At 67.6% G+C, this 24,864-nt stretch carries 27 protein-coding genes; 13 read left to right on the forward strand and 14 right to left on the reverse strand.

Annotation, left to right across the window (positions count from 1 at the left end; translation table 11 throughout):
* Positions 1-11 precede the first annotated feature (11 nt).
* The 10 genes from ACWIGI_RS34960 to ACWIGI_RS35005 form a co-directional block, all read right to left on the reverse strand.
* On the reverse strand, positions 12-1,190 hold the full coding sequence (locus tag ACWIGI_RS34960) for an MCE family protein (protein WP_454207692.1): 1,179 nt from the start codon (positions 1,188-1,190) through the stop codon (positions 12-14).
* Complete coding sequence (locus tag ACWIGI_RS34965) at positions 1,187-2,344, reverse strand: MCE family protein (RefSeq protein ID WP_454207694.1); 1,158 nt, start codon at positions 2,342-2,344, stop codon at positions 1,187-1,189. The genes ACWIGI_RS34960 and ACWIGI_RS34965 overlap by 4 nt, the downstream gene beginning before the upstream one ends.
* Positions 2,341-3,447 carry an MCE family protein gene (locus tag ACWIGI_RS34970; RefSeq protein ID WP_454207695.1) on the reverse strand — a complete coding sequence of 369 codons (1,107 nt, stop codon included), beginning with the start codon at positions 3,445-3,447 and terminating at the stop codon, positions 2,341-2,343. Before ACWIGI_RS34970 ends, ACWIGI_RS34965 begins: the two co-directional genes overlap by 4 nt.
* Complete coding sequence (locus tag ACWIGI_RS34975; RefSeq protein WP_454207697.1) at positions 3,447-4,472, reverse strand: MCE family protein; 1,026 nt, start codon at positions 4,470-4,472, stop codon at positions 3,447-3,449. The genes ACWIGI_RS34970 and ACWIGI_RS34975 overlap by 1 nt, the downstream gene beginning before the upstream one ends.
* A complete protein-coding gene (locus ACWIGI_RS34980) occupies positions 4,463-5,485 on the reverse strand; it encodes an MlaD family protein (RefSeq protein ID WP_454207699.1) in 1,023 nt (340 codons plus the stop codon). The genes ACWIGI_RS34975 and ACWIGI_RS34980 overlap by 10 nt, the downstream gene beginning before the upstream one ends.
* Before the next feature lie 3 nt (positions 5,486-5,488).
* Positions 5,489-6,931 (reverse strand): MCE family protein, encoded by a 1,443-nt coding sequence (locus tag ACWIGI_RS34985; RefSeq protein WP_454207701.1) that lies wholly within the window; start codon positions 6,929-6,931, stop codon positions 5,489-5,491.
* A gap of 4 nt (positions 6,932-6,935) precedes the next feature.
* Positions 6,936-7,799: an ABC transporter permease gene (locus tag ACWIGI_RS34990; protein WP_454207702.1), complete on the reverse strand. Its 864-nt coding sequence runs from the start codon at positions 7,797-7,799 to the stop codon at positions 6,936-6,938.
* 1 nt (position 7,800) lies between these two features.
* Positions 7,801-8,619: an MlaE family ABC transporter permease gene (locus tag ACWIGI_RS34995; protein WP_454207806.1), complete on the reverse strand. Its 819-nt coding sequence runs from the start codon at positions 8,617-8,619 to the stop codon at positions 7,801-7,803.
* A gap of 364 nt (positions 8,620-8,983) precedes the next feature.
* Complete coding sequence (locus ACWIGI_RS35000) at positions 8,984-9,172, reverse strand: hypothetical protein (RefSeq protein ID WP_454207704.1); 189 nt, start codon at positions 9,170-9,172, stop codon at positions 8,984-8,986.
* Positions 9,173-9,397 (reverse strand): hypothetical protein, encoded by a 225-nt coding sequence (locus tag ACWIGI_RS35005; RefSeq protein ID WP_454207706.1) that lies wholly within the window; start codon positions 9,395-9,397, stop codon positions 9,173-9,175.
* Positions 9,398-9,664: 267 nt separating this feature from the next.
* Here ACWIGI_RS35005 and ACWIGI_RS35010 point away from each other — a divergent pair, with 267 nt between their 5' ends.
* The 7 genes from ACWIGI_RS35010 to mug all read left to right on the forward strand — a co-directional run bounded on the left by ACWIGI_RS35010 (position 9,665) and on the right by mug (position 15,725).
* Positions 9,665-10,435, forward strand: coding sequence for an oxygenase MpaB family protein (locus ACWIGI_RS35010; RefSeq protein ID WP_454207708.1), 771 nt, complete (start codon positions 9,665-9,667; stop codon positions 10,433-10,435).
* A gap of 177 nt (positions 10,436-10,612) precedes the next feature.
* Positions 10,613-10,888: a hypothetical protein gene (locus tag ACWIGI_RS35015; RefSeq protein WP_454207709.1), complete on the forward strand. Its 276-nt coding sequence runs from the start codon at positions 10,613-10,615 to the stop codon at positions 10,886-10,888.
* A 76-nt stretch (positions 10,889-10,964) separates the two neighbouring features.
* Positions 10,965-11,438 carry an SRPBCC family protein gene (locus tag ACWIGI_RS35020; protein WP_454207711.1) on the forward strand — a complete coding sequence of 158 codons (474 nt, stop codon included), beginning with the start codon at positions 10,965-10,967 and terminating at the stop codon, positions 11,436-11,438.
* A gap of 168 nt (positions 11,439-11,606) precedes the next feature.
* Positions 11,607-12,227 (forward strand): hypothetical protein, encoded by a 621-nt coding sequence (locus ACWIGI_RS35025; protein WP_454207712.1) that lies wholly within the window; start codon positions 11,607-11,609, stop codon positions 12,225-12,227.
* Positions 12,228-12,276: 49 nt separating this feature from the next.
* Complete coding sequence (locus tag ACWIGI_RS35030) at positions 12,277-13,428, forward strand: hypothetical protein (RefSeq protein WP_454207714.1); 1,152 nt, start codon at positions 12,277-12,279, stop codon at positions 13,426-13,428.
* 522 nt (positions 13,429-13,950) lie between these two features.
* On the forward strand, positions 13,951-14,733 hold the full coding sequence (locus tag ACWIGI_RS35035; RefSeq protein WP_454207716.1) for a hypothetical protein: 783 nt from the start codon (positions 13,951-13,953) through the stop codon (positions 14,731-14,733).
* Between the two features lie 434 nt (positions 14,734-15,167).
* The gene (gene mug / locus ACWIGI_RS35040; protein WP_454207717.1) at positions 15,168-15,725 is read left to right on the forward strand and encodes a G/U mismatch-specific DNA glycosylase; all 558 of its coding nucleotides are present in this window, start codon (positions 15,168-15,170) and stop codon (positions 15,723-15,725) included.
* Positions 15,726-15,778: 53 nt separating this feature from the next.
* On the opposite strand, the gene ACWIGI_RS35045 is transcribed toward mug, so the two are convergent.
* From ACWIGI_RS35045 to ACWIGI_RS35055, 3 genes are read right to left on the reverse strand one after another with little or no spacing between them, the layout of a single operon-like run.
* A complete protein-coding gene (locus ACWIGI_RS35045; protein ID WP_454207719.1) occupies positions 15,779-17,041 on the reverse strand; it encodes an acyl-CoA dehydrogenase family protein in 1,263 nt (420 codons plus the stop codon).
* A gap of 8 nt (positions 17,042-17,049) precedes the next feature.
* Positions 17,050-18,051 (reverse strand): phosphotransferase family protein, encoded by a 1,002-nt coding sequence (locus tag ACWIGI_RS35050; protein WP_454207721.1) that lies wholly within the window; start codon positions 18,049-18,051, stop codon positions 17,050-17,052.
* Positions 18,048-18,344: a DUF6285 domain-containing protein gene (locus ACWIGI_RS35055; protein WP_454207723.1), complete on the reverse strand. Its 297-nt coding sequence runs from the start codon at positions 18,342-18,344 to the stop codon at positions 18,048-18,050. The genes ACWIGI_RS35050 and ACWIGI_RS35055 overlap by 4 nt, the downstream gene beginning before the upstream one ends.
* 517 nt (positions 18,345-18,861) lie before the next feature.
* Between ACWIGI_RS35055 and ACWIGI_RS35060 the strand changes: the two genes are divergently transcribed.
* A complete protein-coding gene (locus ACWIGI_RS35060; protein ID WP_454207725.1) occupies positions 18,862-19,569 on the forward strand; it encodes a VOC family protein in 708 nt (235 codons plus the stop codon).
* An 18-nt stretch (positions 19,570-19,587) separates the two neighbouring features.
* Here ACWIGI_RS35060 and ACWIGI_RS35065 read toward each other — a convergent pair whose 3' ends face one another.
* Positions 19,588-20,631 (reverse strand): TIGR03857 family LLM class F420-dependent oxidoreductase, encoded by a 1,044-nt coding sequence (locus tag ACWIGI_RS35065; protein ID WP_454207727.1) that lies wholly within the window; start codon positions 20,629-20,631, stop codon positions 19,588-19,590.
* A 286-nt stretch (positions 20,632-20,917) separates the two neighbouring features.
* Here ACWIGI_RS35065 and ACWIGI_RS35070 point away from each other — a divergent pair, with 286 nt between their 5' ends.
* The 5 genes from ACWIGI_RS35070 (at position 20,918) to ACWIGI_RS35090 (ending at position 24,854) form a co-directional block, all read left to right on the forward strand.
* A complete protein-coding gene (locus ACWIGI_RS35070; RefSeq protein ID WP_454207729.1) occupies positions 20,918-21,493 on the forward strand; it encodes a TetR/AcrR family transcriptional regulator in 576 nt (191 codons plus the stop codon).
* A gap of 13 nt (positions 21,494-21,506) precedes the next feature.
* Positions 21,507-22,586, forward strand: a complete 1,080-nt coding sequence (locus tag ACWIGI_RS35075; protein ID WP_454207731.1) for a phosphotransferase family protein — start codon at positions 21,507-21,509, stop codon at positions 22,584-22,586.
* An 81-nt stretch (positions 22,587-22,667) separates the two neighbouring features.
* Entirely contained in the window at positions 22,668-23,240 is a 573-nt protein-coding gene (locus ACWIGI_RS35080; protein WP_454207733.1) for a TetR/AcrR family transcriptional regulator, read from the forward strand.
* A 100-nt stretch (positions 23,241-23,340) separates the two neighbouring features.
* Positions 23,341-23,910: a nuclear transport factor 2 family protein gene (locus tag ACWIGI_RS35085; protein ID WP_454207735.1), complete on the forward strand. Its 570-nt coding sequence runs from the start codon at positions 23,341-23,343 to the stop codon at positions 23,908-23,910.
* A complete protein-coding gene (locus ACWIGI_RS35090) occupies positions 23,907-24,854 on the forward strand; it encodes an oxidoreductase (protein WP_454207737.1) in 948 nt (315 codons plus the stop codon). The genes ACWIGI_RS35085 and ACWIGI_RS35090 overlap by 4 nt, the downstream gene beginning before the upstream one ends.
* The last annotated feature ends 10 nt before the right edge of the window (positions 24,855-24,864 follow it).

A 24,864-nucleotide genomic window follows, 5' to 3' on the forward strand; every position in this document is an offset into this window, starting at 1 on the left:
GGATCCTTCTCCTATCTCGCCGGAACGGGCTGGGACAACGCGTTCGGGTCCGCGCCGTCGGGGATGTCGGCGCCGTTGTCGGGCACGTTCGGGCGCGGTGCGTTGGCCGAACCGCGGACCTGCAGCGCGGGATTGCTGGTCACGCAGTAGTTGTAGAGCCGCACCCGGGTATCGACCTGAACCTCGGCGGGGGCGACGGGGATGGTCTCGTATTCGCACCACGGCCGCGGCCAGGGATCCACGAGCGTGTGATACGCGCCGTCGTGCGCGGGAATGCCGACCGCCTCGGACCCCGCGCGCAGGGCGGGGAACAACGCGGCGATGGCCGGGGCGCGCAGCTTCGCGGCCTTGGTGATGGCGACGAAGTTCGTCACGAGATTCGTGATGGGGTCCTGTGTTTCGCTGATGAACCCGTCGATCGTGGACAGATGCCCGGGGCCGTTGGTGAGCAGGCTCCGCAGCTCGGCATCGGCGGCGGTGAACTGGGCGAACAGCGCGGTGCCGGCCGCGGTGATGGTGCCCAGGTCCGGCTGCGCGTGCGAGGTGGTCTCACCGATCACCATCAGGTTCTCGAGCAGCTGCCGAGTTTGGGGCAGCAGATCGGTCAGCCCCGACATGGCCCGGCTCAGGCCCGAGATCATGTTCCGCAGTTTGTCCGGGCCACCGGCCAGCGCTTTGTCGAGTTCGTCGACGATCACGGTGAGCCGGTCGGGGTTCATGCCGCCGATGAAGCCGGCGAGGTTGGACAGCACCGACTGCATCTGCACGGGAGTCGTTGTGCGCGTACGGTCCACGACCGCGCCGTCGAGCAGGTACGGGCCGGAATCGGCGTCGGGGCGGAAGTCCAGGAACTGCTCGCCCGCTGCGGACAGCCTGCCCACCGAGACCGTGCCGCCCTCGGGGATCTTGACGGTGTCCTCGATCTCGGCGACCGCGGCGACACCGTCGCCCTCGACCCGGATCTGCGCGACCCGGCCGACGGGCGCGCCGCGGAAGGACACGTCGTTGCCCTCGACCAGTCCGCCGGAGGACGCCATCATCACCGTGACGGTGTAGGTGTGGGGAATCGGGTTGAACCGCAGCACATTCGCCGCCAGGTACACGCATCCGACCGCCAGCACCACGACCAGTCCGATGTTGGCGACGAAAATGCGGCGGCGGACAAGCCATTGCCACAGAGGGGGATTCATCGCGGTGCCTCCTCGGAGGTGTCCTGGCCGGCATCGGGCGCGGGCGCGGGCGCGTCGGGCACGACCGGCTGGACCGGGCTGTTGAGTCGTCCGAACACCTTCTCCAGCACCTGGATGAAGCTGCCCATGAACGCGGGCAGGTCGCCGAGTTCGGGCAGGCGGCTGCCGGTGGGATCGGTGAGCGCGCCGAGGCTCAGGTACGAGATGGTCGCCGAGACCGCCAGCGTCGGACCGCGCATGCTGGCCACGACCCGGGGCGAGAGCTGGTTCAGGCCGTTGAGCATGGCGGTCAGGTCGTCGGCCTGGGCGAAGCCGGCCATGAGTTTCTGGATGCTGTCGAAGAGGCTCACGAAGTCCTCGCCGCTGGTGTTGCTGAAGTCCTCGAGCGCGGCCATCGTGGTCGAGACCTTCGTCAGCAGATCGACGATGCGCTGATTGTTCTCGTTGAAGAGTCCGATCAGCTCGGGGAACGTGTCGGCGGCCTGGCCGAGTTCGGCTTTGCGGCTCGCCAATTCGGTGGTGAGCACGTCGAGTCCGCCCAGGACCCCGTCCAGGTCGCCGGTGCGCTGGTTGAGCGCGGTGATCACGCTGGTCATCTCGGTGATGAGGTGGGCGAGCTGCGGACCGCGGCCGGCGAACATGGAGTTCATCTCGGAGGTGATGCGCGCGGCCTGGTTGATGCCGCCGCCGTTGATCAGCATGGAGATCGACATCATGAGCTGTTCCACCGAGGCGCCGGTGGCGGTGTGATCGGTGCCGATGGTGTCGCCGTCGCGCAGGAGTTCACCGCTCTCCTGCTCCGAGGGCAGCGCCAGGGCCACGAACATGTCGCCCAGGGGGGTGGCCTGGCGCAGTTCCACGGTGGTGCCGCGCGGCAGCGGAATGTCCTCGCGGATCAGCATTTCCACGTTGGCGATGAAGTTGGTCGAGGTGATGTTCGTGACCACGCCGACGTCGCTTCCGCCGATCTTGACGTGGGCGCGGTCGGGCAGGTTGAGGGCGTCGCGGAAGCTGGCGTGCACCGTGTAGCCGGGTGCGCCGATTCCGGGTTTGGGCATCGGCATGCTGCTCACCGTCACCGCGCACCCGGTCGCGCTCAGTAGCGTGGCCGCGCTGATGCCCAGTGCGGCAACGGATGTGGCGAGTCGTGTCATTTCATCTCCGTGATGCCGAGCAGGGCAGAGGTCAGACCGAAATCGGGCCCCATGTCGGCGATCTTTCCGGTGCGGCAGCCGTCGAGGCGCATCTGAACGCGTTCGCAGAACGTCGACAGGATCTCGCCGTCGATCACGGACTTGTCCAGCAGGCCGTGCAGGCGCAGCGCCTGGTGCTCGCGGCTGGTGGCGTTGGCCAGGTTCTGGAACATCAGCGGTCCGACGTCGACGATCTCGGTGAGCGCGCGCGAGTTGGCCCGCATCTGTTCGGTGATGCTCACGAACCGGGTCATCGCGCCCGCGAGCTGGTCACGGTTGTCCCCGACCAGGGCCGCGGTGTTGTTGACGAAGTCGTTCAGCTGGACGAGCACCGCCTGCAGACCGGGGGCCTGCTGGCCCATCAGATCGACCAGCTGGGTCAGGGTGCCGCTGAAATCGCGCACGGTCTGATCGTTCTGGGCGATGATCGAGGTGATCTCGTTGAGCTTGATGATCGTGTTGGCGATCTGGTCCTTGTTCGCGAAGGTCACCTCGAACGCCGAGGACAGCGCGTCCAGGGTTTCGCGGAGCCGGTCACCGTTCCCGTTGAGCAGCGGGAACAGCACCCGGCTGGCCATCGGCCCGGTTTCGTTATCGCCCTTGAGCGCCGCACCGAGCTGATCGAAGTTCTCCAGGATCCGGTCCAGTTCGACCGGTGTTCTGGTGCGCTGCAACGGGATGTGCGCGTTCGGCGCGAGCGTCTCGCCGCTGCCGTTGTAGGCCGGTGCGAGCTCGACGTGCCGGTTCGTGATCAGCTGCGGGTTCACCAGGGCCGCGATCGCGTCGGCGGGGATCTGCACATCGGATTCGATGCTCATCACCACCTCGACGTAACTGCCGCGCGGGGTCACCGATTCGACGGTGCCGACCGGGACACCCAGGACCGCGACCTCGTTGCCGGCGTAGAGCCCGGCGACGTTCTCGAAGTCCGCGCTGATCCGCATCTGCGAGCCGAGGTACTGCTTGGGAACGCCGGTGATGCTGTTGGGCAGCATCGAGCAGCCCGCCGTCAGCAGCGCGGCGCAGCACACGGTCGCCAGTTTGGCGGCGAGACGGCTTCTCATCAGTTGCACCCCTGAATCGCTTGGGCGAAGCACAGCCAGTTGTCCGGGAAAAGCCATGGCGCGTAAACGTTTCCGTACGGTCCGTCGCCGAGGACGTTGTTGAACTGGCGCAGCGTCACGGGCATGACCTCGTAGAGCCGGCCCAGGTTGTCGCGGTTCTTCTCGAGACCCTCGGACATGGTGTTCAGGTCCGAGATGAGCGGGCCGATCTGGTTGTTGTTCTCGAGGCCCATCTCCTGCAGCACGCGGGAGAGCTCGGCGACGTTGTCCAGCAGCGAGCGCAGCAGATCCTGCCGCTTCTGCACGGCGGCGCCGATGGCCTGCCCCTGGGTCAGCAGCACCAGCACGCTGTTCTGGTTGTCCGCGGCCAGCTGCGAGACGGTGTCCATGCTCTTGAGCAGGGTGTCCACCGCGTCACGGCGGTCGTTGACGACCTTGGCCAGCGAGCCGATGCTGTCCAGGGCCTGCACCGCGAGTTCGGGGGATTCACCCATCTGCGCACTGACCGCGTCCAGCGCCGACCGCAGCTTCTGCGGGTCGATGCCCTCGATGCGCTCGAAGGAGTTCTGGTACTTCGGATCCTGGACGACCTTGCTCAGGTTGTACGGGACCGTGGTGCGGTCGATGCGGATGCGGTTGTCCGGCAAGCCGTTTCCGTCGCCGGGGGTGAGTTCGATGTGCAGTCGGCCGAGGATGGTCGACATCTTCACCGCGGCGCGCGCGTCGGCTCCCAGGCGCAGGTCGTGGCGCACGCGCAGGTCGACCACCACCTTGTCCCCCTCGAGACGGACGGCACCGACCTGACCGACCTCGATGCCCGAGACGTCGACCGTGGCGCCGGGTCGCAGCCCGGCCGCCTGCGCGAATTCGGCTTCGACGGTGATATCGCCCAGGCGGGCCTGCTTGATCGCGATGGAGCCGACGAGCAGCGCCGCCACCAGGCCCGCGGCCAGCAGGCCCATGCGCAGGTGGCGATTGGTCAGCACACCGGAGACGAGTTCGCCGAGTCGGGTGATCACCGGCATACCTCCGACTGTGAGTTGCCGCCGACCTGCGAGAACAGGCCCGGGGGCAGCAGGATGTTGTAGAGCGAGACATCCAAGCGGCACAGGTAGGCGTTGCCGTAGGCGCCGTAGTTGGAGAATCGCGCGATGGAGTTGAGCATCTCGGGTAGCTGGATCGCGGCCTCGTCGAGCGCGGCGCCGTTGAGCAGCAGCAGGCTGACACCGTCGGTCGCGTCGTTCTGCGCGCGCACCAGGCCGGGCTTGACCATGGTGACGATGTGCACCAGTGAGTCGGTCGCGGTGGCGATCTGATCCACCGAGCCCTTGAGCGCGTCGCCTTGGGCGTACAGGCCCTGCATGAGCGAACGCGTCTGGGTGATCAGGGTTTCCAGCTCGCCGCTGCGGTTGGCCAGACCCGCCATGACGCTGCTCAGGTTCGTCAGCACGTCACCGAGGATCTGATCGCGCTGGCCGAAGGTGCCGGCGAGTTCGGCGGCCTGGGTGATCAGCGCGCTGAGCGAGACGTTGTTGCCCTGCAGCGCCTGCACCAGGGTCTCCGACAGCGAGTTGACCTGGTCGGGCTGGAGCACGGTGAACAGCGGTTCGAAACCCGACAGCAGCGAGGACACGTCGAAGGACGGTTCGGTCTGCTCGATGGGGATCTGATCGCCCGGTTCCATCGGCGTTCCGGGCTTGTCCCCGGGCATCAGCGCGACGTAGCGCTGGCCGATCAGGTTCTGGTAGCGCACCAGGGCTTTGGTGGTCGTGGTCGGGTGCTGATCGGACTGGATCCGGAAATCGACCCGGGCGCGGTAGCCGTCGGTGAAGTCGATCTTGTCCACGCGGCCGACGCGGACGCCGGCCATGCGGATGTCATCGCCGACGCGCAAACCCAGCACGTCGGAGAACACCGCCGAGTAGTTCTCGGTGTCCCCGGCGACCGAGCGGTGCAGGGTCGACCACATGGTGTAGGTCACCACCGACGCCAGCACGGCGAAGAGGCTGAATCCGATCAGCGCTTTTCGTGACTTCATAACTCACGCACCACCTTCCGGCGCATCGGAGACCTCGAGGTAGCCGCCGCGCAGCACCGAACCGAGCAGCAGGGTCTGTGCCATGTTGGGCTTGCCGCCCACGAGCGCGGCGATCGCGGCGTCACCGCGCAACCCGGCCGGAACCGTCGCGCCGCCGCCCGAGGGCGCGGTGTACGAGGCCGGGGCGGTGATTCCGGGAATGGCCGGCAGGCCCGGAATCGACGGCAGCAGCTGGGTTCCGGCGGGAACGCCGGGCACCGTGGACGGGACACCGGGTACCGCCGGAACACCGGGCAGGCTCACCACGGGCGCGGGACCCGCGGCCGAAAGATGCTGGGGGAGCATCTGTTGCGGGTAGTCCTGGACCGGCGCGGCATCGGGAACGGTCGAGCCGCCGCAGCGCGGGCCGCGCAGATCACCGTACGTGGGGCAATCCTCGGCGGTGTACTGCTGGAACGGGGTCAGCGACACGTCCATCTTCCACACCATCTGGCGCTTGGGGCCGAAGGTGAACACCGTCTGCAATCGCGCGATCGCGGAATTGAGGTTGCTGACCGCGAAGGGGATGGCGTCGGGGTCCTGGGCCAGGCTGCTGAACAACTCGTCCAGGCCCGAGACCAGGAACTTGCCCGCGTCCGGATTGGCGCCGAACAGTCCGTTGACCGTGTCGATGGCGGTGCCGCCGTTGGTCAGCAGCGCGACCATGGCCGCGCGCTGCTCGGTCAGGGTCCGGGCGGTGGTGACCGACTCGGACAGCACGCCGACCAGTTCGGGAGCGGACTGGCTCAGCGCGGTGGCCGCGCGGCCGAGATCGCCCAGCATGTCGCCGATTCCGTCGATGGCGTGCACCTGGGTCAGCCAGTTGTCCAGTCGCTCGATCGTCGAGCCGGGCACTCGCGAGCCGGGATCCAGCGCGGCCGACAGCGTGGCGAGGACGCGGCCGAGCTTCTCGGGCTGAATGTTGTTCAGCACGTTGCGCAGGACGTTGAGGGTGGTCTGCAGCTGGATCGTCGCCTCGCTGGTGTCCTCGGCGATGGTCGATCCGGAGCTGAGCTTGTCGGTGCCGGTGGGCGTGTTGTCCACGAGCTCGATCGCGGTCACACCGAACAGGTTGTTCGGGATCACGCGGGCGGTCACGTTCGCCGGAATCGTGCCCGCCAGAGCGGGTTTGAGCCAGATGGAGGCCTGCTGGCGCGCGCCCTTGGCGGCGATCTCCACGTCGACGACCCGGCCCACGATGATGCCGCGGAACTTCACGTCGGCATTGGCGGGCAGGCCGTCACCGGTGCTGGTGAGGACGGCGGTGACGGGCACCTTGTCCTCGAAGCGCCCGTTGTAGCGCATCACCAGCAGCAGCAACGCCATGGTGAGGGCGAGCAGCATGCACAGGCCCGCCAGGGTCAGGTCGCGAGCCTTGGGCCCGCGACCACTGGGATCGAGAATCATTGTGCTACCCCGAGATCCGGAAACCGGGGTCGATTCCCCAGATGGCGAGTGTCAGGAAGAGGTCGATGAACACCGTGACGACGATGACCATCTTGATCGCGCGGCCGGCGGCCACACCCACGCCTTCGGGGCCGCCGGTGGCGACGAAGCCGTAGTAGCACTGGATGAAGGTCGCGGTCATCACGAACACGACGACTTTGATCAGTGACCAGAACACGTCCGGGCCGAGCAGGAATTGATAGAAGTAGTGGTCGTAGGTGCCGGTGGTGGTGCCGCCGAGCACGAGCACGGTGAGCTTGGTGACCATGTACGCCACCGCGAGACCCACGCTGTACAGCGGGATGATGGTCAGCGTGGCCGCGATCATGCGGGTGCTGATCAGGTAGGGCAGCGGCCGGATCGCGATGGATTCCAGCGCGTCGATCTCGTCGGAGATGCGCATCGCGCCCAGTTGCGCGGTGAACCGGCAGCCCGCCTGGATGGCGAAGGCGATCGCGGCGATGATGGGCGCCAGTTCGCGGGTGGTGGCGAAGCCGGAGATCGCGCCGGTGAGCGGGCTCATGGTGAGCAGGTTCAGGGCGCTGTAGGACTCCATGCCGACGGTGATGCCGGCGAATCCGCAGAGCACGATGACGATGCCGATCGTGCCGCCGCCGACGATCAGGGAGCCGTTGCCCCAGCCGACGTCGGCGGTCAGGCGGGCGACTTCCTTGCGATAGTGCTTGAGTACGAACGGGATTGCGGCCATCGCCTGGAAGAACGTGATGACCTGGTGGCCCAGGCGCTGATTGGCCTGGACCGGCACGGCCACGGCGTTGGACACCGCCCGGATCGGCTTGAGCGCCGCCGGGGTGTAACTGCTACTCACCTCAGATCACCTTCGTCGGCAGGATCGTGTTGTACAGCTGGGTGATGATGATGTTGGTCGCGAAGAGCATGAGCGCGGAGGTCACCACGGCCGAGTTCACCGCGTTGGCGACACCGCCGGGGCCGCCGTGCGCGTGTAATCCGATGTCGCAGGCGATGATCGCGGTCAGCGCGCCGAAGATCGCCGCCTTCAGCAGCGCCACGATGAGGTCGTTGGCGACCGCGAACGAGGCGAAGGACGAGATGAACGACCCGGGCGTGCCCGACTGGGCGTAGATGTTGAAGATGTACGCCGTCGTGAATCCGACGAAGACGATGAACCCGCACAGCAGCATGCTCACCAATACCGCCGCGGCCAATCGGGGAGCGACCAGCCGGCGGACCGGGTCCACGCCCATGACCATCATGGCGTCGATTTCTTCGCGGATCGTGCGCGAGCCGAGATCGGCGCAGATCGCCGATCCGACCGCGCCGGCGATCATCAATGAGGTCACCAATGGTGCGCCCTGGCGGATGACGCCGAGTCCGGCGACCGATCCGATGAAGGTGGTCGCGCCGACCTGATTGACCAGTGCGCCGATTTGAATCGACACGACGACCGCGACGGGAATGGCGACCAGCACGGTCGGGATCGCGGACACGCTCGTCATGAACGCGCACTGTTTGATGAATTCCTGGTACGGGAATCGCCTGCGGATCAGGGAAATGATCAATTGCACGAAGGCGTCCCGGGCCAAACTCACTTGGCGGCCGAGGGTTTCGAGCGATCGTTGCGGGTGATTGCGCCACAGTGTGGTGACGCTGGCCGAAAGCTTTTCCAGCTCACCGGGTTCCGGGGTTGGTTCGGTGGTGGTCGGCTTCTTGTTCAAGGTGGCAGTCACGTGCCGACGATCCTTTCTTGCCGCTCATCGCCGCCACGGACCGTCAATGGTTCGCCCGATGGCTGCAAGCGTGTGAAGTGTTACACAGGGCGCGACCGGCGCACAAGTGCTAAGTAACTGCTCGTTCTTGTTGTGAAGCGATCAGTTCGAATCGCGGTGTGGAGTGGTCGCAGAAGAGGAAACGCAGGTCAGATTGCCTTGTACTGCGTATATAGGGCGACTTGGCATCCGCACCGCTCGCGTGCGAAGAGGTGCGGATTGCATCAAGTGACTGATCGTTCCGGATGTTGTTGAAGCGTTTGGGCTACGACTGCTCGGTGAGGTAGTGCTCCAGGAACACGAGCAGAAATCCCACCGCGGCGATGCCGGCGGCGACCGTGCTCAGCACCGCGAGCCACAGGCCGTAGCGGAGAACGGGATTGACGCGCGTACGCCCACCGAGGACCTTGATACCGATCACCAGGATGTCGATGAGCCAGACCAGAATCATCATCTACGTCATGTACACATTCGCGAAAGTGAGCACGGGCCAGCACACGATCGACCCGAGGAACGAGATGATCACGTCCACCCCGTGCATGTCCTTGAGGTGCGAGGTGTGGGTGAGCGTCCACACGACGCCGATCAGGCCGTACGGGATTCCGATGATGATCAGCGTCCCGAGAAACTCCGACACCTTCATCTCGTAACTGAGTAGTCGATCCAGCCGCTTGAGCATCTGACACAGTCCTTTCGCATGCTTGCAGGCATGGGCACGTGCGCGATCACCGCTCGGCTGGGTCGCGTCGTTGCTCCGATTGCCACCGCCCCCTCGCTTCCGGCGAGGCGGCACAGCAGCGTATGTTACTCATAATTCTGAGATTTGGAAGACGCATTCGCCCGGGACTTCCTCGGCATTTTTCTGACCCAGAGCTGGCTTGACCCGTGTTGACGGTCGCGAATCTGCGATCTAAGTTATGAGCCATTCACATGTCTGGAGGGGTACATGGTGGAAGCGCCTCGTGCCGGCGCGCGGCTGCGCCGGCACCTGGGTGATCGTCGATTCCTGCTGATGCTGCCCAGGGCGGTCGGACTGCAGGTGCTCGAGCCCGCGATCGCGGCCGCACTGGCCGAGCACGCTCCGAATCGCCTGTGGGAGCACAAGAAACGCACGATCAACCAGATGATCTACATGGCGCACGCGGAGCGCGACATGCGGCCGGTCATCCAGCACGCACACGAGCACGTCAAAGGGCTCGACGCGGGCGGGCGGCGGTATCACGCGCTGAATCCGGAGGTGTTCCTGTTCCAGCACGCGACCTATGTCGACGCGCTGATGAAGGCGTCGGAGATCTTCGGGCCCGCGATCCCCGCGGGAGAACGCGCACGGTTCTACGACGAGTGCTGTACGTGGTATCGCGGTCACGGAGTGAGCGACCGTTCGCTACCCGCCACGTGGGAGGAGTTCACGGAGTACTTCGATGCCGCGTGCCGCGACCGGCTCCGGCTCGACCCCGCGGGCGCCGCGCTGGCGGAACAGGTGCTGCGGCCCGACGCGTGGATCGTGCGCCGGGTGCCGCGGGCCGCCGTGCTGGCGATGCAACACGACCGCGTCGCGGAGCTGCTCGGAGTGCGGGTGCGCGAGGCGGATCGGTTGGCGCTGCGCGGTTTCGCCGCGGGCGTCAGGTCGAGCTTCGCCGTGTCGCCCCGGCGAGTGCGGACGATCCCGCAGGCGAGATCTCGCAGAACCGGTGGGTACTTGAGTGATGTTTCTTGAGCTGTAAGTGCTGAAATGCTTATCCACTAAGCGGAATGATGAGTAACATAATCCGCGTTGAGATGAAGTAGAGCGCGGGAGGTTCGCATGCACGGTGAGACGCACGGTAGATGCGACAACCTGTCATGGCGTGGGTCGGAGAATGCGAGGCGCGCAGCGGGCGGGGCGGGGACCGCGATGACCAGGCCGCACGTGTACGGCGGCAATGGTCCGCACCTGGCCACGATGACGCTGTCGCGCAGTGGTTTTCATCGGACTCGCGAACAAGGGGTGGGTTCGGGCGGTGTCGCCGGCGGGGGAGCGCGCGGCAGGCTGGTGGGCCGGGTGCTGGGGACCGAGCTGACCGTGTTCGAGTTCCTGCTCGTGCTGGGCGCTATAGGCGCCGCGTACACGGGGGCGCGCGCGACGCGGGCGCTGGTGGTTCGGGCGCTGCGCGTGGTGGTTCGCCGGTGAGAGTGGTGCGGGTGCCGGTACGCCGGTGCGCCGGGCTGTTCGGAGTTGTTCATTCACGCGGGAGGGGAAGCGTCCCATGGGTTCTCTGGTGATGAGCAGGGAAATGCCCTGCGGTCCGGAAGCCGTTTTCGACACGATCGTTCGCCCGGCCACCTGGCACCGCTGGTTCAGCATTCATCGCGGATTCGTGCGCGAGCCACCCGAGCTGCTGAGTGAAGGGGCGACCCTGCTCTCGCGGGTGACCCTCCTCGGCGCGGACGATGAGCTCGAGTGGACCGTGGAGGTGCTCGACGCCCCCTTCCGTATGGTGCTGCTCGGCAGCGGAAGCGGCGGGGCGCGCAGCGAGTTCACCTATTGGCTGCGCCCGTCCGAGGCGGGCACCACCCTCACGATCGGCGGCGTCTTCACCGGTCCCGAGTTCACCCCGGAGCACTCCGCGGCCCTCGAGGACCACGGCCGCGCCGAGCTCGCCCACACCCTGGATCTGCTGTCGGAGATCACGTGCGCGGGTAGCGCGGGTCGGGTGAACGCCGCCCTGCCTGAGCAATAAGTTCAGGGTGATTCTGGCTTAAACAGCAACTTGACGTGCGCATACTGTGGTGTATGTTAATACGTGTTCGGCACACGAGATCTCTCTGTTTGCTCAGCTCGTGTGCCGGACCCTCGCCCGACGCCCTGCGGTCCGTACCCCACCGCAGGCCGTCTCATAGGGCGAGTCATGGGGGAAACCCTGCGTGGCCAGTTACCCACTACACCCCTGCGCCACGCAGGCCCACCCGCCTCTGCATCTCCGTGCGGCGATGGCCGGAAGCCGGCGGTGGCGTACCGGTCGGCATCGGCCGGCACTGTCGGTGCATCGGGGAGCGCCGTCACCGTCTCGCGCAAAGGACCGGGTTTGGGAGCCTTCACGATGATCAAGGAAGTGCCGGGCACCCCGGAAGCCCTGTTCGACACCATCATCCGGCCGATGACGTGGGCACACTGGTTCACCCTGCATCACGATTTCGTCGGGCGTCCGCCGGACACGCTCGTCGGCGGGGGGACGCTTCGATCCGAAGTGCTGCTGTTCGGTGTCACGGCCGAGGTCGAATGGACGATCCCGGTGTACCGGGAACCCGATCGAATCGTGTTGCAGGGCAGGGCACACACCGGACTGCGGTGCGAGTTCGACTACTGGTTCCATCGCACCGGTACCGGGGTCACGATCACCGCGGGCAGCATCTTCACCGCTCCCTCGATGAAACGCGCTGTCGCACAGGCTCTCGAAGAGCGCGGGCGCGACGAACTCGACAGAACCCTCGCGCAGCTCGCCGCACTTGCGACCGCACACGAGCGTTGAGAACCGCGGCGCCGTAGTCCAGTTCGCCTATCGTCCGGAAGTAGCGCCCATGCCCGAGCCTTCCTTCGCCGCCAACGATCTCCTGGCCCCGGCCTGGCGGATACTGCGCGGGTTCCACCCGGAGCTGGCGGACTTTCTGCACGGAGCGAGTGTGGAAGAGCTCGAACGGCCGGACGGCGGGGCGTTGCGCATGTTCAAGGAGTGCGGGGCGACCGGGCTCATCGTCGCCGAAAGCGCAGGGGGAGTAGGTGCTTCGGCCGAGGACATGGCGTACATCTATCGGGCGATCGGCTCGCGCGCCCCTTCGCTCGCCGTCGCCTCGTCCTTCCATCACATGTCCCTGGCGGCGCTCATCGAACTCGCCGCCACCGCGCCGGCGGCCGAGGGCGAGGCGGTCCAGTTCCTGATCGCCGCGGGCGCGCTCGTCACCTCGGGCTTCGTCGACGACATCCCCGGCAGCGGGCGAACCCTGCCCCGGACCGCCGGCGTGCGCGTGGACGCGGACCGGCATCTCGTCAGCGGCTACGTACACCCCTGCTCGATGGCGCGGTCGATGGATATTCTGTTGTGCCCCAACGGCACCCAGGACGGGAGTCTGAGCATCGCGCTGGTCGCCGCCGGTACTCCCGGCCTGCGGATGCGGCGATCCTGGAACAGCCCGCTGCTGCGCGCCACCGAAACCGAGGAGATCGTCCTCACCGATGTCCTGGCCTCGGCCGTCCTGACCGGGATCGGGCCCGAGCGTCACGCCGACATCGAACGCATCGCCCAGCTGTGGTCCTCGATGCTGGTGATTGCGTCCTACCTCGGCATGGCGACCGCGCTCATGCAGCGGGTACTCGACGTCTCCGGCCGCGATCCCGCACCGTTCGTCTCGGCCGCCGCCGCGGTGGAATCGGCGTGGAGCGCACTGCTTCTCAGCTGTCGCGAGTTCGACGCCGGTCGCCGCGACACCGCCTCGGCGGCCCGCGTCATGCACATTCGCTGCGCGCTGCGGGACAACCTGTCCCGCATCACGTCGAACCTGATCGAGGCGATGGGCGCGCGGGCGTTCAACGACACCTTCGAGATGCCCTACCTCGCGGGCTGCCTGCACGCGCTGGCCCTGCACCTGCCGAGCCGGCACAGCATCGCACCCCACCTGTACGAGTTCCATCGCAGCGGGTCGTTCGAGGTGCCCTCGCCGATCTCTCCGAATTGACCCCGGTGTGAGGTGCGCGGCCGGTGGCCATTCGCTCGCCACCCGGTGGCCGTGGACGATGCCCGAATTTCGCCGCGCACGGCGTGTTTTCGAATTAGCTACGGCGTCATTGAATGCCAGGAGAATAGGCCTATGCGCAATTTGGCGTAGGGACCTGGCTATCCCAATCTACTCGTTCGACAAGTCTGAAAATACCCTCACCGTTCGACACTGTCGTACGAAGTTGCAAAGAGGACTCGCCCGTGTTCTCGCCCACGGTCCCTACGAAAAGTTCCTCTGAACAGGAAGTTTCATCGTTCGAAGCTCTCGAGCCGACGCCATGGGGTAACAGCGGGGCAACGTTTGTGGCGCGGGGTTGGAACGGAGGGAATTCTCCGGGAAGCGCCGACGTAAATAGTTCCGGATCGAATTCATATTTCTAGGAATGTGGCACGTTGATACCCATCACAATGGTCAAATGACCAGCATCGTGTCAGGGTTGAGAATGTAAATCGTTGAAAGAATTCGAGGAGACACAGGCTCATGCGCACCAAGGGATTCACACTCTTCACCGCCGTGACCGGAGCCGCGATGGCGATGACCGTGGCAGCCGCCACCGCGACCGCGACCGAGATCGACGCGCCGCCCGCGGCGGCTCCCGTCGCCGAAGTGGTCGATCAGCAGGCGCCCGTCGATCCGGCCGCGGAGTTCCCCAACTTCCGGCCGGGTTCCCCGGACACCCCCGCCATCGATCCCGAGGACTTCGCGCTGGTCGACCAGCGCCGTCGCGACCTCATCGGCGCGGCCGCGCTCGACGGCGCCGCGCACGGTTCGGCCGAAGGCGCGGCGACGGGCGCGATCATCGGAACCGCGGTGGGCGTCGGAATCACCACCGCGGCCGGTGCGGCTTCGGCCGCCACCGGAGCGGGCGTCGGCGCCGCGGCGGGAGCCGCCGCCGGCCTGGCGGCGGGCCCGGTCATCGGTGCGACGGCCGGTGCCGCGGCGGGATGCATTGCCGGAACGCCGATTCCGATCGCGGGCTGCATGATCGGCGGTGTCGCCGGGGGCGCGGCGGGAGCGGCGATCGGCGCGGTGGCCGGCCCCGCGGTCGGCGCGGGCGCCGGTGCGCTGGCGGGCGCGGGACTCGGCGCCGGGCTGGCGGTCGTGGCCGGCGTTCCGGTGACCGCCACCACCGCCGCGATCGGTACGGCGATCGGCGCGGGCGCGGGAGCGGCCGCCGGGGCCGCGATCGCCGCGGCCGACGCCAATACCGGCCTGGCGCAGCAGAATCTGGACGACCTCAACGCCTTCGCCTACAACTGGTGACCTCGGGGGCACGAAAGCCCCTCGCGCGCAGCCGGTCCTCCCGCTCGATGTTTCGAGGGGTGAGGACGGGCTGTGCCACGGCCACGGCTACGACGACCGCTCCGATTGCGTCGATGTTGATGGAACGGACAGACACATATATCCGTCGAAGTGAACAATGAACAGGATCAGTAGCCGATTCTGCCCGGAATATGTACTAACATAGTGATGGTCGTTCGCGACCGCCGCGCAGTGCGCGAAGTCAGCGTTCACGACGAGTCGCAGGGCAGATGCGAGAACCGGTCGTGGCGCGGTGTCGACAGTTCGCGGACCGGTTCCGGCGGTACTGGGGGATCGCCGGCCCGGCCGCGACTGTCCCCGTGATACCCAGGAGCGCGTCGCGGTTCGCGAGCCCCGCCGGTCCCGGGTGGCCGGTACATGGGCAGACTGGGCGTATGGCTTCCGGATCCCCAGCTCGGCCGTCGCCCGCGGACCTGGCCGCGGCGCAGGACACCACCATTCCCAGCGTGATCGGACCCGGGCTCCGGGTGCTGTTCTGCGGAATAAATCCCGGACTGTGGTCCGGCGCCACCGGGAACCACTTCGCCCGTCCCGGCAATCGGTTCTGGCCCGCCCTGCACCGATCCGGTTTCACCCCGCGCCAGTTTCGACCCGACGAGCAGCAGGAGCTGCTCGGGTTGGGCTTGGGCATCACCAACGTGGCGGCGCGCACGACCGCCAAGGCGGACGAGCTGACCGCGGACGAATTGCGCGCCGGCGGAAAGGATCTGGTAGATCGGGTCGAGCGCTTCACACCCGGGGTGCTGGCCGTGCTCGGGATCGGCGCCTACCGCACGGCCTTCGGCCGCCCGCGCACCACGATCGGCCCCCAACCCGAGCGCATCGGCGACACCGCGATCTGGGTCCTGCCCAACCCCAGCGGCCTCAACGCCCATTACACCCTCGATGCCCTCGCCGCTGAGTTCCGCGCGCTGCGCGAAGCGATCGGTTGACGCGTGGGACCGGTGTATCCCTGCTCGGCGTGGCCCAGGCTGCGCACCGAACGTCAAATCCCTTTGACCGCAGCGCGTTCCATGAATCCGAACAGATAACCCGCGACGCGCCGCATCTGAATCTCTTCGGCGCCCTCGGTGATCCGGTACCGGCGATGATGGCGGTAGATGTGCTCGAACGGCTTGTGCCGGGAGTATCCGAGCCCGCCGTGGACCTGCATGGCCTGATCCGCGGCGGCGCAGCACAGCCGGTTCGCCCAGTAGTTGCACATCGACACCTGCTCCGAGGCCGCGAACGTGCCGTGGGTGTCCATCGTCCACGCGGTCTTGTGAATGAGCGCCCGGAGCATCTCGCACTGGGTGTGCAGCTCCACCAGCGGGAACTGAATGGCTTGATTGGACGCCAGTGGCTTTCCGAAAGGCTTGCGCTCCTTCGCGTATGCCACCGCCTGATCGATACAGTACTGGGCCGCACCGAGGCTGGAGGCGGCCTGCCGGATGCGGTTCTCGTTGAAGAAGTGCTGCACCACGCCCAGGCCGCGGCCTTCGGATCCGAAGATCGTCGAATCCGGTACGCGCACATCGGTCAGTGAGATGCGCGCGTGATCGGTCGGCATATTGAACGTCCACAGGTACTCCTCGACGCGGAAACCGGGGGCGTCGGTGGGCACCAGGAAAGCGGTGATGCCGTGGCCGTCGCCTGCCCGGCCCGAGGTGCGCGCGAAGATGAGGTCCGCGGTGGCCAGATGCACCCCGGTGTTCCAGGTCTTGGCGCCGTTGATGATCCAGTCGTCACCGTCCCGAACGGCGGTCGTCTCCATGTGCGTGGCGTCGGAGCCGTGATCGGGTTCGGTGATACCGAACGCGAAGAACGCGGTGCCGGCGGCCAGACCGTCCACCCACTGTTCCCGTTGCTCCGGGGAGCCGTACTCGAGCATGAGCAACAGACCCACGTTGTTGGCGACGACGGCGTGCTCGTTCTGCAGGTCGCAGTGCAGGCCCAGACCCCGCCGGGCCAGATGCTCGCGAATCACCGCCATGGCGAGGTTGGTTCCGTCCCGGCCGCCGAATTCCCGGGGGAAAGCGTAGCGGTAGTGCCCGGCCGCATCGGCCAGTCTGCGCGCTTCGGCGAGCAGCTGCTCCCAGTCGGCAGCGGGCAGACCGCCGCGGTCCCAGTCGGTGCGCGCGTCTTCTCGGCGATGGTCGAAGAAGCGTACGTTGTCGTGCTGTTGCTCGAGCGGCGTGATCTGGGTGTCGATGAAGGAATCCAATTCCCCCAGGTACGCGGTCAGGTCGGCCGGCAGTTCGAAATCCACTCTGTCTCCTACTGTTTCGAGTCCGGTCGGATCTGCATGAGCAGGTCCCATTCGATCTCCGACACCCGGCGCCCACTGGCGGCCATGACGATGTCGCGGACGGTTCCGTCCACGTGCGCGGCGGCCTGTGCGGCCAGCCCGACGCCCCAGGACAGGGTGCCCATCACCTTCCACCAGCGGAATCGCTCCACATCGAATGTCGCTCCGGTGGACTCGTATCCGCGCACGAAGGCCGAGCGGTCGGCGATGCCGCCGAACTCGTGGGCGTCCTGTCGAAATCGCCACATCCGCAGGGCGGGCCACGCCGCGTCCCGCATCGGATCGCCATGGCGCTGAGCGCCTTCCCAGTCCAGCACCGCGCGCAGCCCGGTCTCGTCGACGATGAGGTTCCCGTTGCGCATATCGGTGTGCAGCAGTGCGGGGCGCGGCGGCGGGCCGGGCAGTGCGCGTTCGAGCCAGCGCAGCGCCAGCGCGAAGACCGGCCGGTCGCCGAGCAGCTCGCGCACCCCGCGCTCGGCGTCGGCCAAGGCTCCGGCGGCAGGATCGGGACCCGCGGACGGCACGGTGTCCGGGACGTCGGCGGGATCGACCGCGTGCAGTCTGCCCATCGCCTCGCCCCACCGATGGGCGACCGTCGCCGCGCTTCCGGTCGCCGCGACCAGCCGCAGAACCTTGCGTGGCACGGTCTCCCCGGCCACGAACTCCGAAATCAGGAACGGCTCGCCGATGACGGTTCGGTCCGCGCACACCGCCACCACTTCCGGGACCGGAACGCCATGGGCGCGTGCGGTTTCCCGCACCGCGGCCTCGGCGTCGACGGGCATGAGCTCGACCGCGGGCGGAACGATCGTCGCGATCAAGGCGCGGCTGTCGGCCGCCGTGTGTGCGCGGAAGGCGACATTGCGTCGGCGAGCGCCCGCGGACAGGATCTCGAGATCGGTGATCCGCACCGGTGCGGCGAGGGATTCGGTGAGAAATCCGGCCAGGCCCGCGGTCGGGTCGGCGTTCATTCGCCGGCCCAGCCGTCGTAGCCGGGTTTGGCGATCGTCAGATCGGCGCGCACGGTCTCCGTCAGTGCCTGCCACAGTGCCGCATCGTCGTCATCGCGTACCGAGGCGAGCAGTTCGACTTCCCGGCGGGCCGCGTCGGGGCCGAGTTCGACTTCGCGCCGCAGGATTCGGGCCAGATTCGCACCCACCCGCGCTCGGTGCCGCAGCTCCGGTGGCAGGGCCGGAAGCAGCGTGTCCTCCAGCAACTCGGCCAGCGATTCGAGCAGATCGGCTGCAGACGGTCGGTTCTGCACGGCGGCTCCCTTCGTGGGGTGCGTCCGGAACCCGGACGTCCCTCCTGTCATACCCGGATCGCCTCTCGCGGGTGCGGAGTTCAATGAAGAATCATCAAGAACATTCTCTGCTTCGCTCGGGTTCGCTAGGTGCCGATGCCTACTTGAAGTGACCCGATACAGGCGGTTTCATGCGACGAGACGTGGAATGCGCGTCTGAATGTCATCGGTGAGTCGAGGGCGCGAGGTGGAACAGTCAATTACATAATCGAGGTGAATCGGTAGCTGCGCACCGGCTGGACGCCGCACGGAGGAGCGGGCTCGGAGTTCGTGGACCCGGCACGGCCGCGACCCGCCTTCACCCGATGGCGCGTCGGCGCGGTTCGATCCGTGTGAGACCTGTCAGCACGTCGCCGATCGGCGTGCGCGGCAGGTCGGATATCGGCCTCCAGATAGCAATTTTCTGTCGCTGACCAGCAAATACAGTTCTTCTCACACCCATGTGCCGATCCCGGATCCGGTCTCTACCTTCGAGCAGATGACCGAGAGAACAATCCCCGGGCTCAAGGCCCGCGACGTGGAACCGGTGGCGGAGTTCTACACCGCGCTCGGGTTCGAGATCACCTTCCAGCAGACCTCGCCCTACCGGTTCCTGAGCGTCCGGCGCGGCGGCATCGAGTTGAATTTCCACGGGGACAGGCACTTCGACCCGGCGACCTCGACACACGGTTGTGTCGTGCACACCGAGCGGGTCGACCACCTGTATGCCGTGTTCACCGAGGCGCTGGTGGCCCGCTACGGGCGAGTGCCGCTCGAGGGGACGCCGCGGGTGGGTTCGCTGCAGGACATGACCTACGGCGTGCGGCAGTTCCTGCTGATCGACCCCGGCGGCAACACCCTGCAGATCTGCCAGGCGATCAGCGCCGACCAATCGCATCGGCCCGTCCCGCGCGAAACCTTCGCGCGGGCAGTGCATATGGGCGCGCTCTTCGCCGACTCCAAGCAGGACCTGGAAGCGGCGGTCAAGGTTTTGGACCGAGCGCTGGGCCGCACCGACGAAGAGCCCACCGCGGTACAGCTGGTGCAGCTGCTCGTACTGCGTGCCGACGTGGCGATCCGCCAGGGCGACAGGGGATTCGCCGCCACCCTGCTGAACCGGGTGCGCGGGCTGGAGCTGAGCGCGGACCAGCGGGAGGAGCTGGCCGACGAACTGCGCCGTGCGGGTGAACTCGCCGTAGACGGCTGAGCGGCAGGGGAATCGGAGTCAGCTGTCCGGCGATCCGTACTCGGCGAGCACCGGTGCGAGTTCGTCCGGGCTCGCACCGTGCAGGATGACCCGATCCGCGCCGTAGGCGAACTCGTCGCGGATCCGTGCCACGCACCGGGCGGGGGATCCGGTGGCCGCCGCCGCGAGCCAGTCGCCGGGCAGCAGGCCGGCGATGTGCTCGAGCTGGTCCACGGTGGCCTTCGCGTCGATGGCGCCCGGCACGGAGCCCACCACGGGATCGTCTCGAAACCGCTGCAGCACAGCGGGATCCCAGTCGTTGGTGCGAACCATCAGGTCGCCGTAGCCCTGCAGGTACGTGGCCAGCCGGCCGACCGTCTTGCGCAGACGGTCGGCCTCGGGCAGGTGATCGCCGACCGTGGCCAGGCACGACCACACCCGGACCGAGTCGGGGTCGCGACCGGCCTGCTCGGCCGCCCGTTTCACCGTCGCCACGCAGCGGGTCAGGGTTTCGGGCGGGAAGTAGGTGTGCAGGATGACGTCATCGAACACGCGCCCGCCCAGGGCGAGGGTGCGCGGCCCGAACGCGACCAGGGCCAGTGGGATGTCCTCGTCGAAGTCGGCGTCCAGGAACAGCACGGGGTAGCGGCCCATCGGGCCGTCGTGGCCGATGATCGTCTCCCCGCGCCACAGTCGCCGGGTGACGCGCGCCCAGTCCTCCATGTGCGCGGTGGTCACCTCGGGAATGCCGAACGCCGCGTAGATCGGCGCCACCCCGCGACCGATGCCGAGGGTGAATCTGCCGCCGGACAACCGGTGCATGGTCGTGGCCCACGAGGCGGTGACCAGCGGGTGCCGGGTGTTGCAATTGGTCGCGGCGGTGGCGATTCGCATCCGTGTGGTCACCGCACAGGCCGCGCCGACCAGGGACGACGCCTCCTTGACGTTCCACCGTTCGGAGATGAACGCCGTGCCGATGCCGAGCTCCTCGGCCTGTTCGGCCTCGTGGATCAGCGTCGCGGGTCCGGCGCCCCCGGCGCCCGCGAGCAGGTAGCAGCCGAGTTCCTCGTGAACCTGTGCCATGCACGTCCCCCTACCGAATACCGCGCGGGCCAACGCTTTCCGCGCCATCTGCCGGGCCGCGCTCGACGGAACCCGGGCGACAGGGCGTCGAGTCGTTGTCCGACACGCGACAAAATAACAGCGTTATCGGTCGATTGGGCGGTTTCGTGAGAATTGGTGGCGAACAGAGTGGACCGGCCGGTCGCGAGGACCCCTGTCGTTCGGTTCTCCCGCTTCTCGCCCGTGATCGCGGCTGTTAACGTAACGTCGTTTCCGGCCCCGGTTCGAGTGGAAGAGGAGCGTCATCGTGGCGAAACCCCTGCTGAGCTCGGACACGATCTACGACGAAGCCCTGCGCATCCTCGCGGACCAGGGCGCGGCCGGACTCACCATCCGGACCCTGGCCACCCAGCTGCGCTGCTCGAATTCCACGCTCTACCAACAGGTCGGCTCGGCCGAGCAGCTCACCCGCGGCGTCGTCGCCCACGCCTTCGCCCGGCTCGAGATCTCCTTCGACGCCGACGCGGTCTGGGAGGTGGCCGTCCAATCCTGGTGCCTGGCACTGCGCGGGGCGCTGCTGGAGCAGCCCGAGCTGTGCAAACTCATGACCGTCGCCGACCGCGGCGTCGTCATCGACTACGCGGAACGACTGCTGGTGGTCCTCGAACGCGACGGCTTCAGTCGCGCCCGGGCGATCGAGATCGGCGGCATTCTCGCCCACGTCACCCTCAGCATGAGCCTGTCCGACATAGCGGCGCCGGGGGAGTGGGACGACCCCCGCGTCTTCGCCACCACGGTCCGCTGGCTCATCCACGGCATGGCGCTGACCCGTGCGGAAGAACTGCTCGGCGCGCGAACAGATCCGGTCGTCACCGCCCGGTAGGCAAGGAACCATCATGACCACTGCCTCGTCCGACTCCACCGCGCTGCCGTCGAGTCCGGCGGACCTCACCCCCGAATGGCTCGGCGCCGTTCTGGGCGTGCAGGTTTCGTCGGTGCGCGTCGATCCGATCGGCACCGGCCAGACCGGCGCGACCTACCGTCTGACCCCGGCCTATGCCGCCGCGGGGTCGCATCCGGTGTCGCTGGTGGCGAAGCTGCCCTCCCAGGAGCCGGGCGTGCGCGAACGCGTCGCCCTGGGATACCGCGCCGAACACGCCTTCTACACCCGCGTGGCCGACACCGTAGCGGTACCCGTCCCCGAGGTCTTCCACTGCGAGATATCGTCCGACGGTTCCGAATTCGTGCTGCTCATCGCGGATCTGGCCCCGGCCGCGCAGGGTGATCAGCTGCGCGGTTGCGGTGCCGAGGACGCCCTGCTGGCGGTGCGGGCGCTGGCGGACCTGCACGGGCCGCGCTGGTGCGATCCGGCGTGGCTGTCGTTCGAGGGCATCGCGATGCCCAAAGCCGATGCCGACTTCGCCCGCGGCATGGGCGCACTTGCCGGGATCGCCCTGGAGAAGACGCTGTCGGGTCTGGGCGACCGCATGAGCGCCGCCGACCGAACCGTGCTGACCGAGGCGGCGAACCTCATCGAGCCCTGGCTCGGGCTGGACGCGGACCGCTTCTGCCTGCTGCACGGCGACTATCGGCTCGACAACCTCCTGTTCGACGCCGTGGCCCACACCGTCACGGTCGTGGACTGGCAAACCCTCACCGTCGGACTACCCGCCCGCGACCTCGCCTACTTCCTGGCCACGAGCATGGATCCCACCGCTCGCGAACGCGGCGAAGCCCGCCTCGTCGAGGCCTATCACCGCCGGCTGCTCGAGCACGCCGTGCGCGACTTCACCCTCGACCGCTGCTGGACCGACTACCGGCTCGGGATGCTCCAGATCCCGCTGCTGACCACCTTCGGCTACGCCTTCACCGCCACCACCGAACGCGGCGACGACATGATGCTCACCATGATCGAGCGCGGCTGCCATGCCATCCGCCATCTCGAAACCATCGCTCTCACACAGCAACTCGTGTAGGCAGCGCCCGCCGGACGACTTCCTCGGCGGTCCGTCATATTGGTACTTTACAGGTGGCTAGCCAGGTGTAAATATTGAGCGATGGACGCGGCAACGAGTACAGACGTAGGACGGCGAGCACTGCGCGGCCGAGCGGCCGAGACGGTCGAGCGGCTGCTCGATGCGGGCCTGGAGGTGTTGCGCGAGCAGAAATTCGAACAGCTGTCGATGCGCGAGGTCTGCCGCCGCGCCGGGGTGACCCACGCGACCGCCTACGGCTACTTCTCCGCGAAGGAACACCTGGTCTCGGAGATCTACTGGCGGCGCGTGAGCGCCTGGTGCGAGACCCCGCTCGCGGACGGCACCCCGCTCGAGCGCCTGGACGCGGTGTTCGCCGAACTGGCCGCGCTCTCGGCCGCCGAACCCGAGCTCAGCATCGCTGCCTCGGCGGCGGTGCTGAGCCGCGATCCCGATGTGGCGCGGGTGCGGACGCGCATCGGCGCCGCCATGAGCGCGCGCACCCGCCGCGCGGCCGGCGACTGCCATACCGACGTGCTCACCGCCCTCGACATCGCGGTCAGCGGTGCGATGGTGCAGGCGGGCATGGGCTACTTCACCTACCCGGAGATGGCGAGCCGCCTGAGCTCGATCGCCCACCTGCTGTTGCGCCCGTAGACCTTTCGATCCACCGCCCGGTGCGCGCCACGAGCCCGCCCCGGCGCCCCGCTGTACCGAACCGCGCGGCGGTTCACCGAAATAGATGAGGACACCCACCATGAGTTTCGATCGCGCCGAACTGGAATCGTTCTGGCAGAGCTGGCTGGAGATCAACCGGCGGGCCCAGGAACTCGGCGACTGGTCGGTCATGGCCGACCACTACGAACCCGACGCGTCCTACGGCTGGTCCTACTCGGCCACGGACCAGTTCATGGCCACCGGCCGGGACGAGATCCGGGATCTGGCCCTGGGCACCGAGATGCTCGGTTTCCAGGGCTGGGTCTACCCCTACCAGAGCGCGGTCATCGACGAGCAGAACGGCCAGGTCGTCGGCTTCTGGCGCCAGCGCAGCACCTTCACCGATCCCTCGGGCGCGCCGTACGAGATCCCCAGCCTGGGCTGCAGCTGGTTCCAGTACAGCGGCAACAACACCTGGTCCTGGCAGCGCGACATCTTCGACGCCGGCATCGCCGCCAAGACCGTCGGCCGAATGTTCAAGGACCGTACCAACACCCCCGAACTCGACGCCCGCGTCAAGGCCGCGACCAGCGGTCCCCAGCCCGGCCACTACCCGGGCCTGGAGCAGATGAGCAGCCCGCTGTGGCCGATCCCGGCGGTCGATCTGTGACCGGCGCACCCGAGCCGCGCTGGTCCCTCGACCGCGCCGGGGACCAGAGCGGGCGCGTCGCGGTCGTGACGGGCGCCAACACGGGCATCGGGCTGGAAATGGCCCGGGCCCTGGCACATCGGGGCGCGACGGTCGTGCTGGCCTGCCGCAACGCCGAGCGCGCCGCGGCGGCCCGCGCGGACATACTCGCCGGCGCCGCCGGCTCGAGCGTGCATGTCGAGGACCTCGACACCAGCAGTCTCGCCTCGGTTGCGCTGTGCGCCAATCGATTACGCGAGCGCTGGCCTGCCATCGACCTGCTGATCAACAACGCGGGTGTCATGGCCAAACAGCACACCGTCACCGAGGAGGGTTTCGAACTCGACTTCGTGACGAACTTCCTCGGGCACTTCGCCCTGACCGGGCACCTCGTGGACGCGCTGTCCGCCGCCCCCGCCGCCCGGATCGTGACGGTCAGCAGTCTCACCCACCGTCGTCGCACAGCGACCCTCGACTACGACGACCTGACCCTCGAGCGCGGCTTCGACTCGGAGGCCGCCTACGCGCGGTCGAAGCTGGCGTCGATGACGTTCATGATCGAACTCCAGCGGCGGCTCGCGGCCTCCGGCTCGCGCGCGATATCGCTGGCCGCGCACCCCGGCGGTGTGCGGACCGGCATTCTGCGCGAACAGAATCCCCTGGTTCGGCTCGTGTACAACCCCCGAATGACCTGGCTGACAGGCTGGTTCACCCAGGGCACGGTGGCAGGCGCCGAACCGATCCTGCGCGCGGCCCTGGATCCGGACGTCGCGGGCGGCGAGTTCTTCGGCCCCGGCGGGCGCTGGGAGCTCATCGGCCCACCGGTCCCGGTCACCATCTCGCGCCGCGCACAGGATCCGGCCGCCGGCGCCCGGTTGTGGGAGGTCGCCGAGCAGCTCACCGGGGTCCGTTTCCCCGGGGCGTGAACATCCCGGC

The organism is Nocardia sp. NPDC055321 (assembly GCF_053645575.1).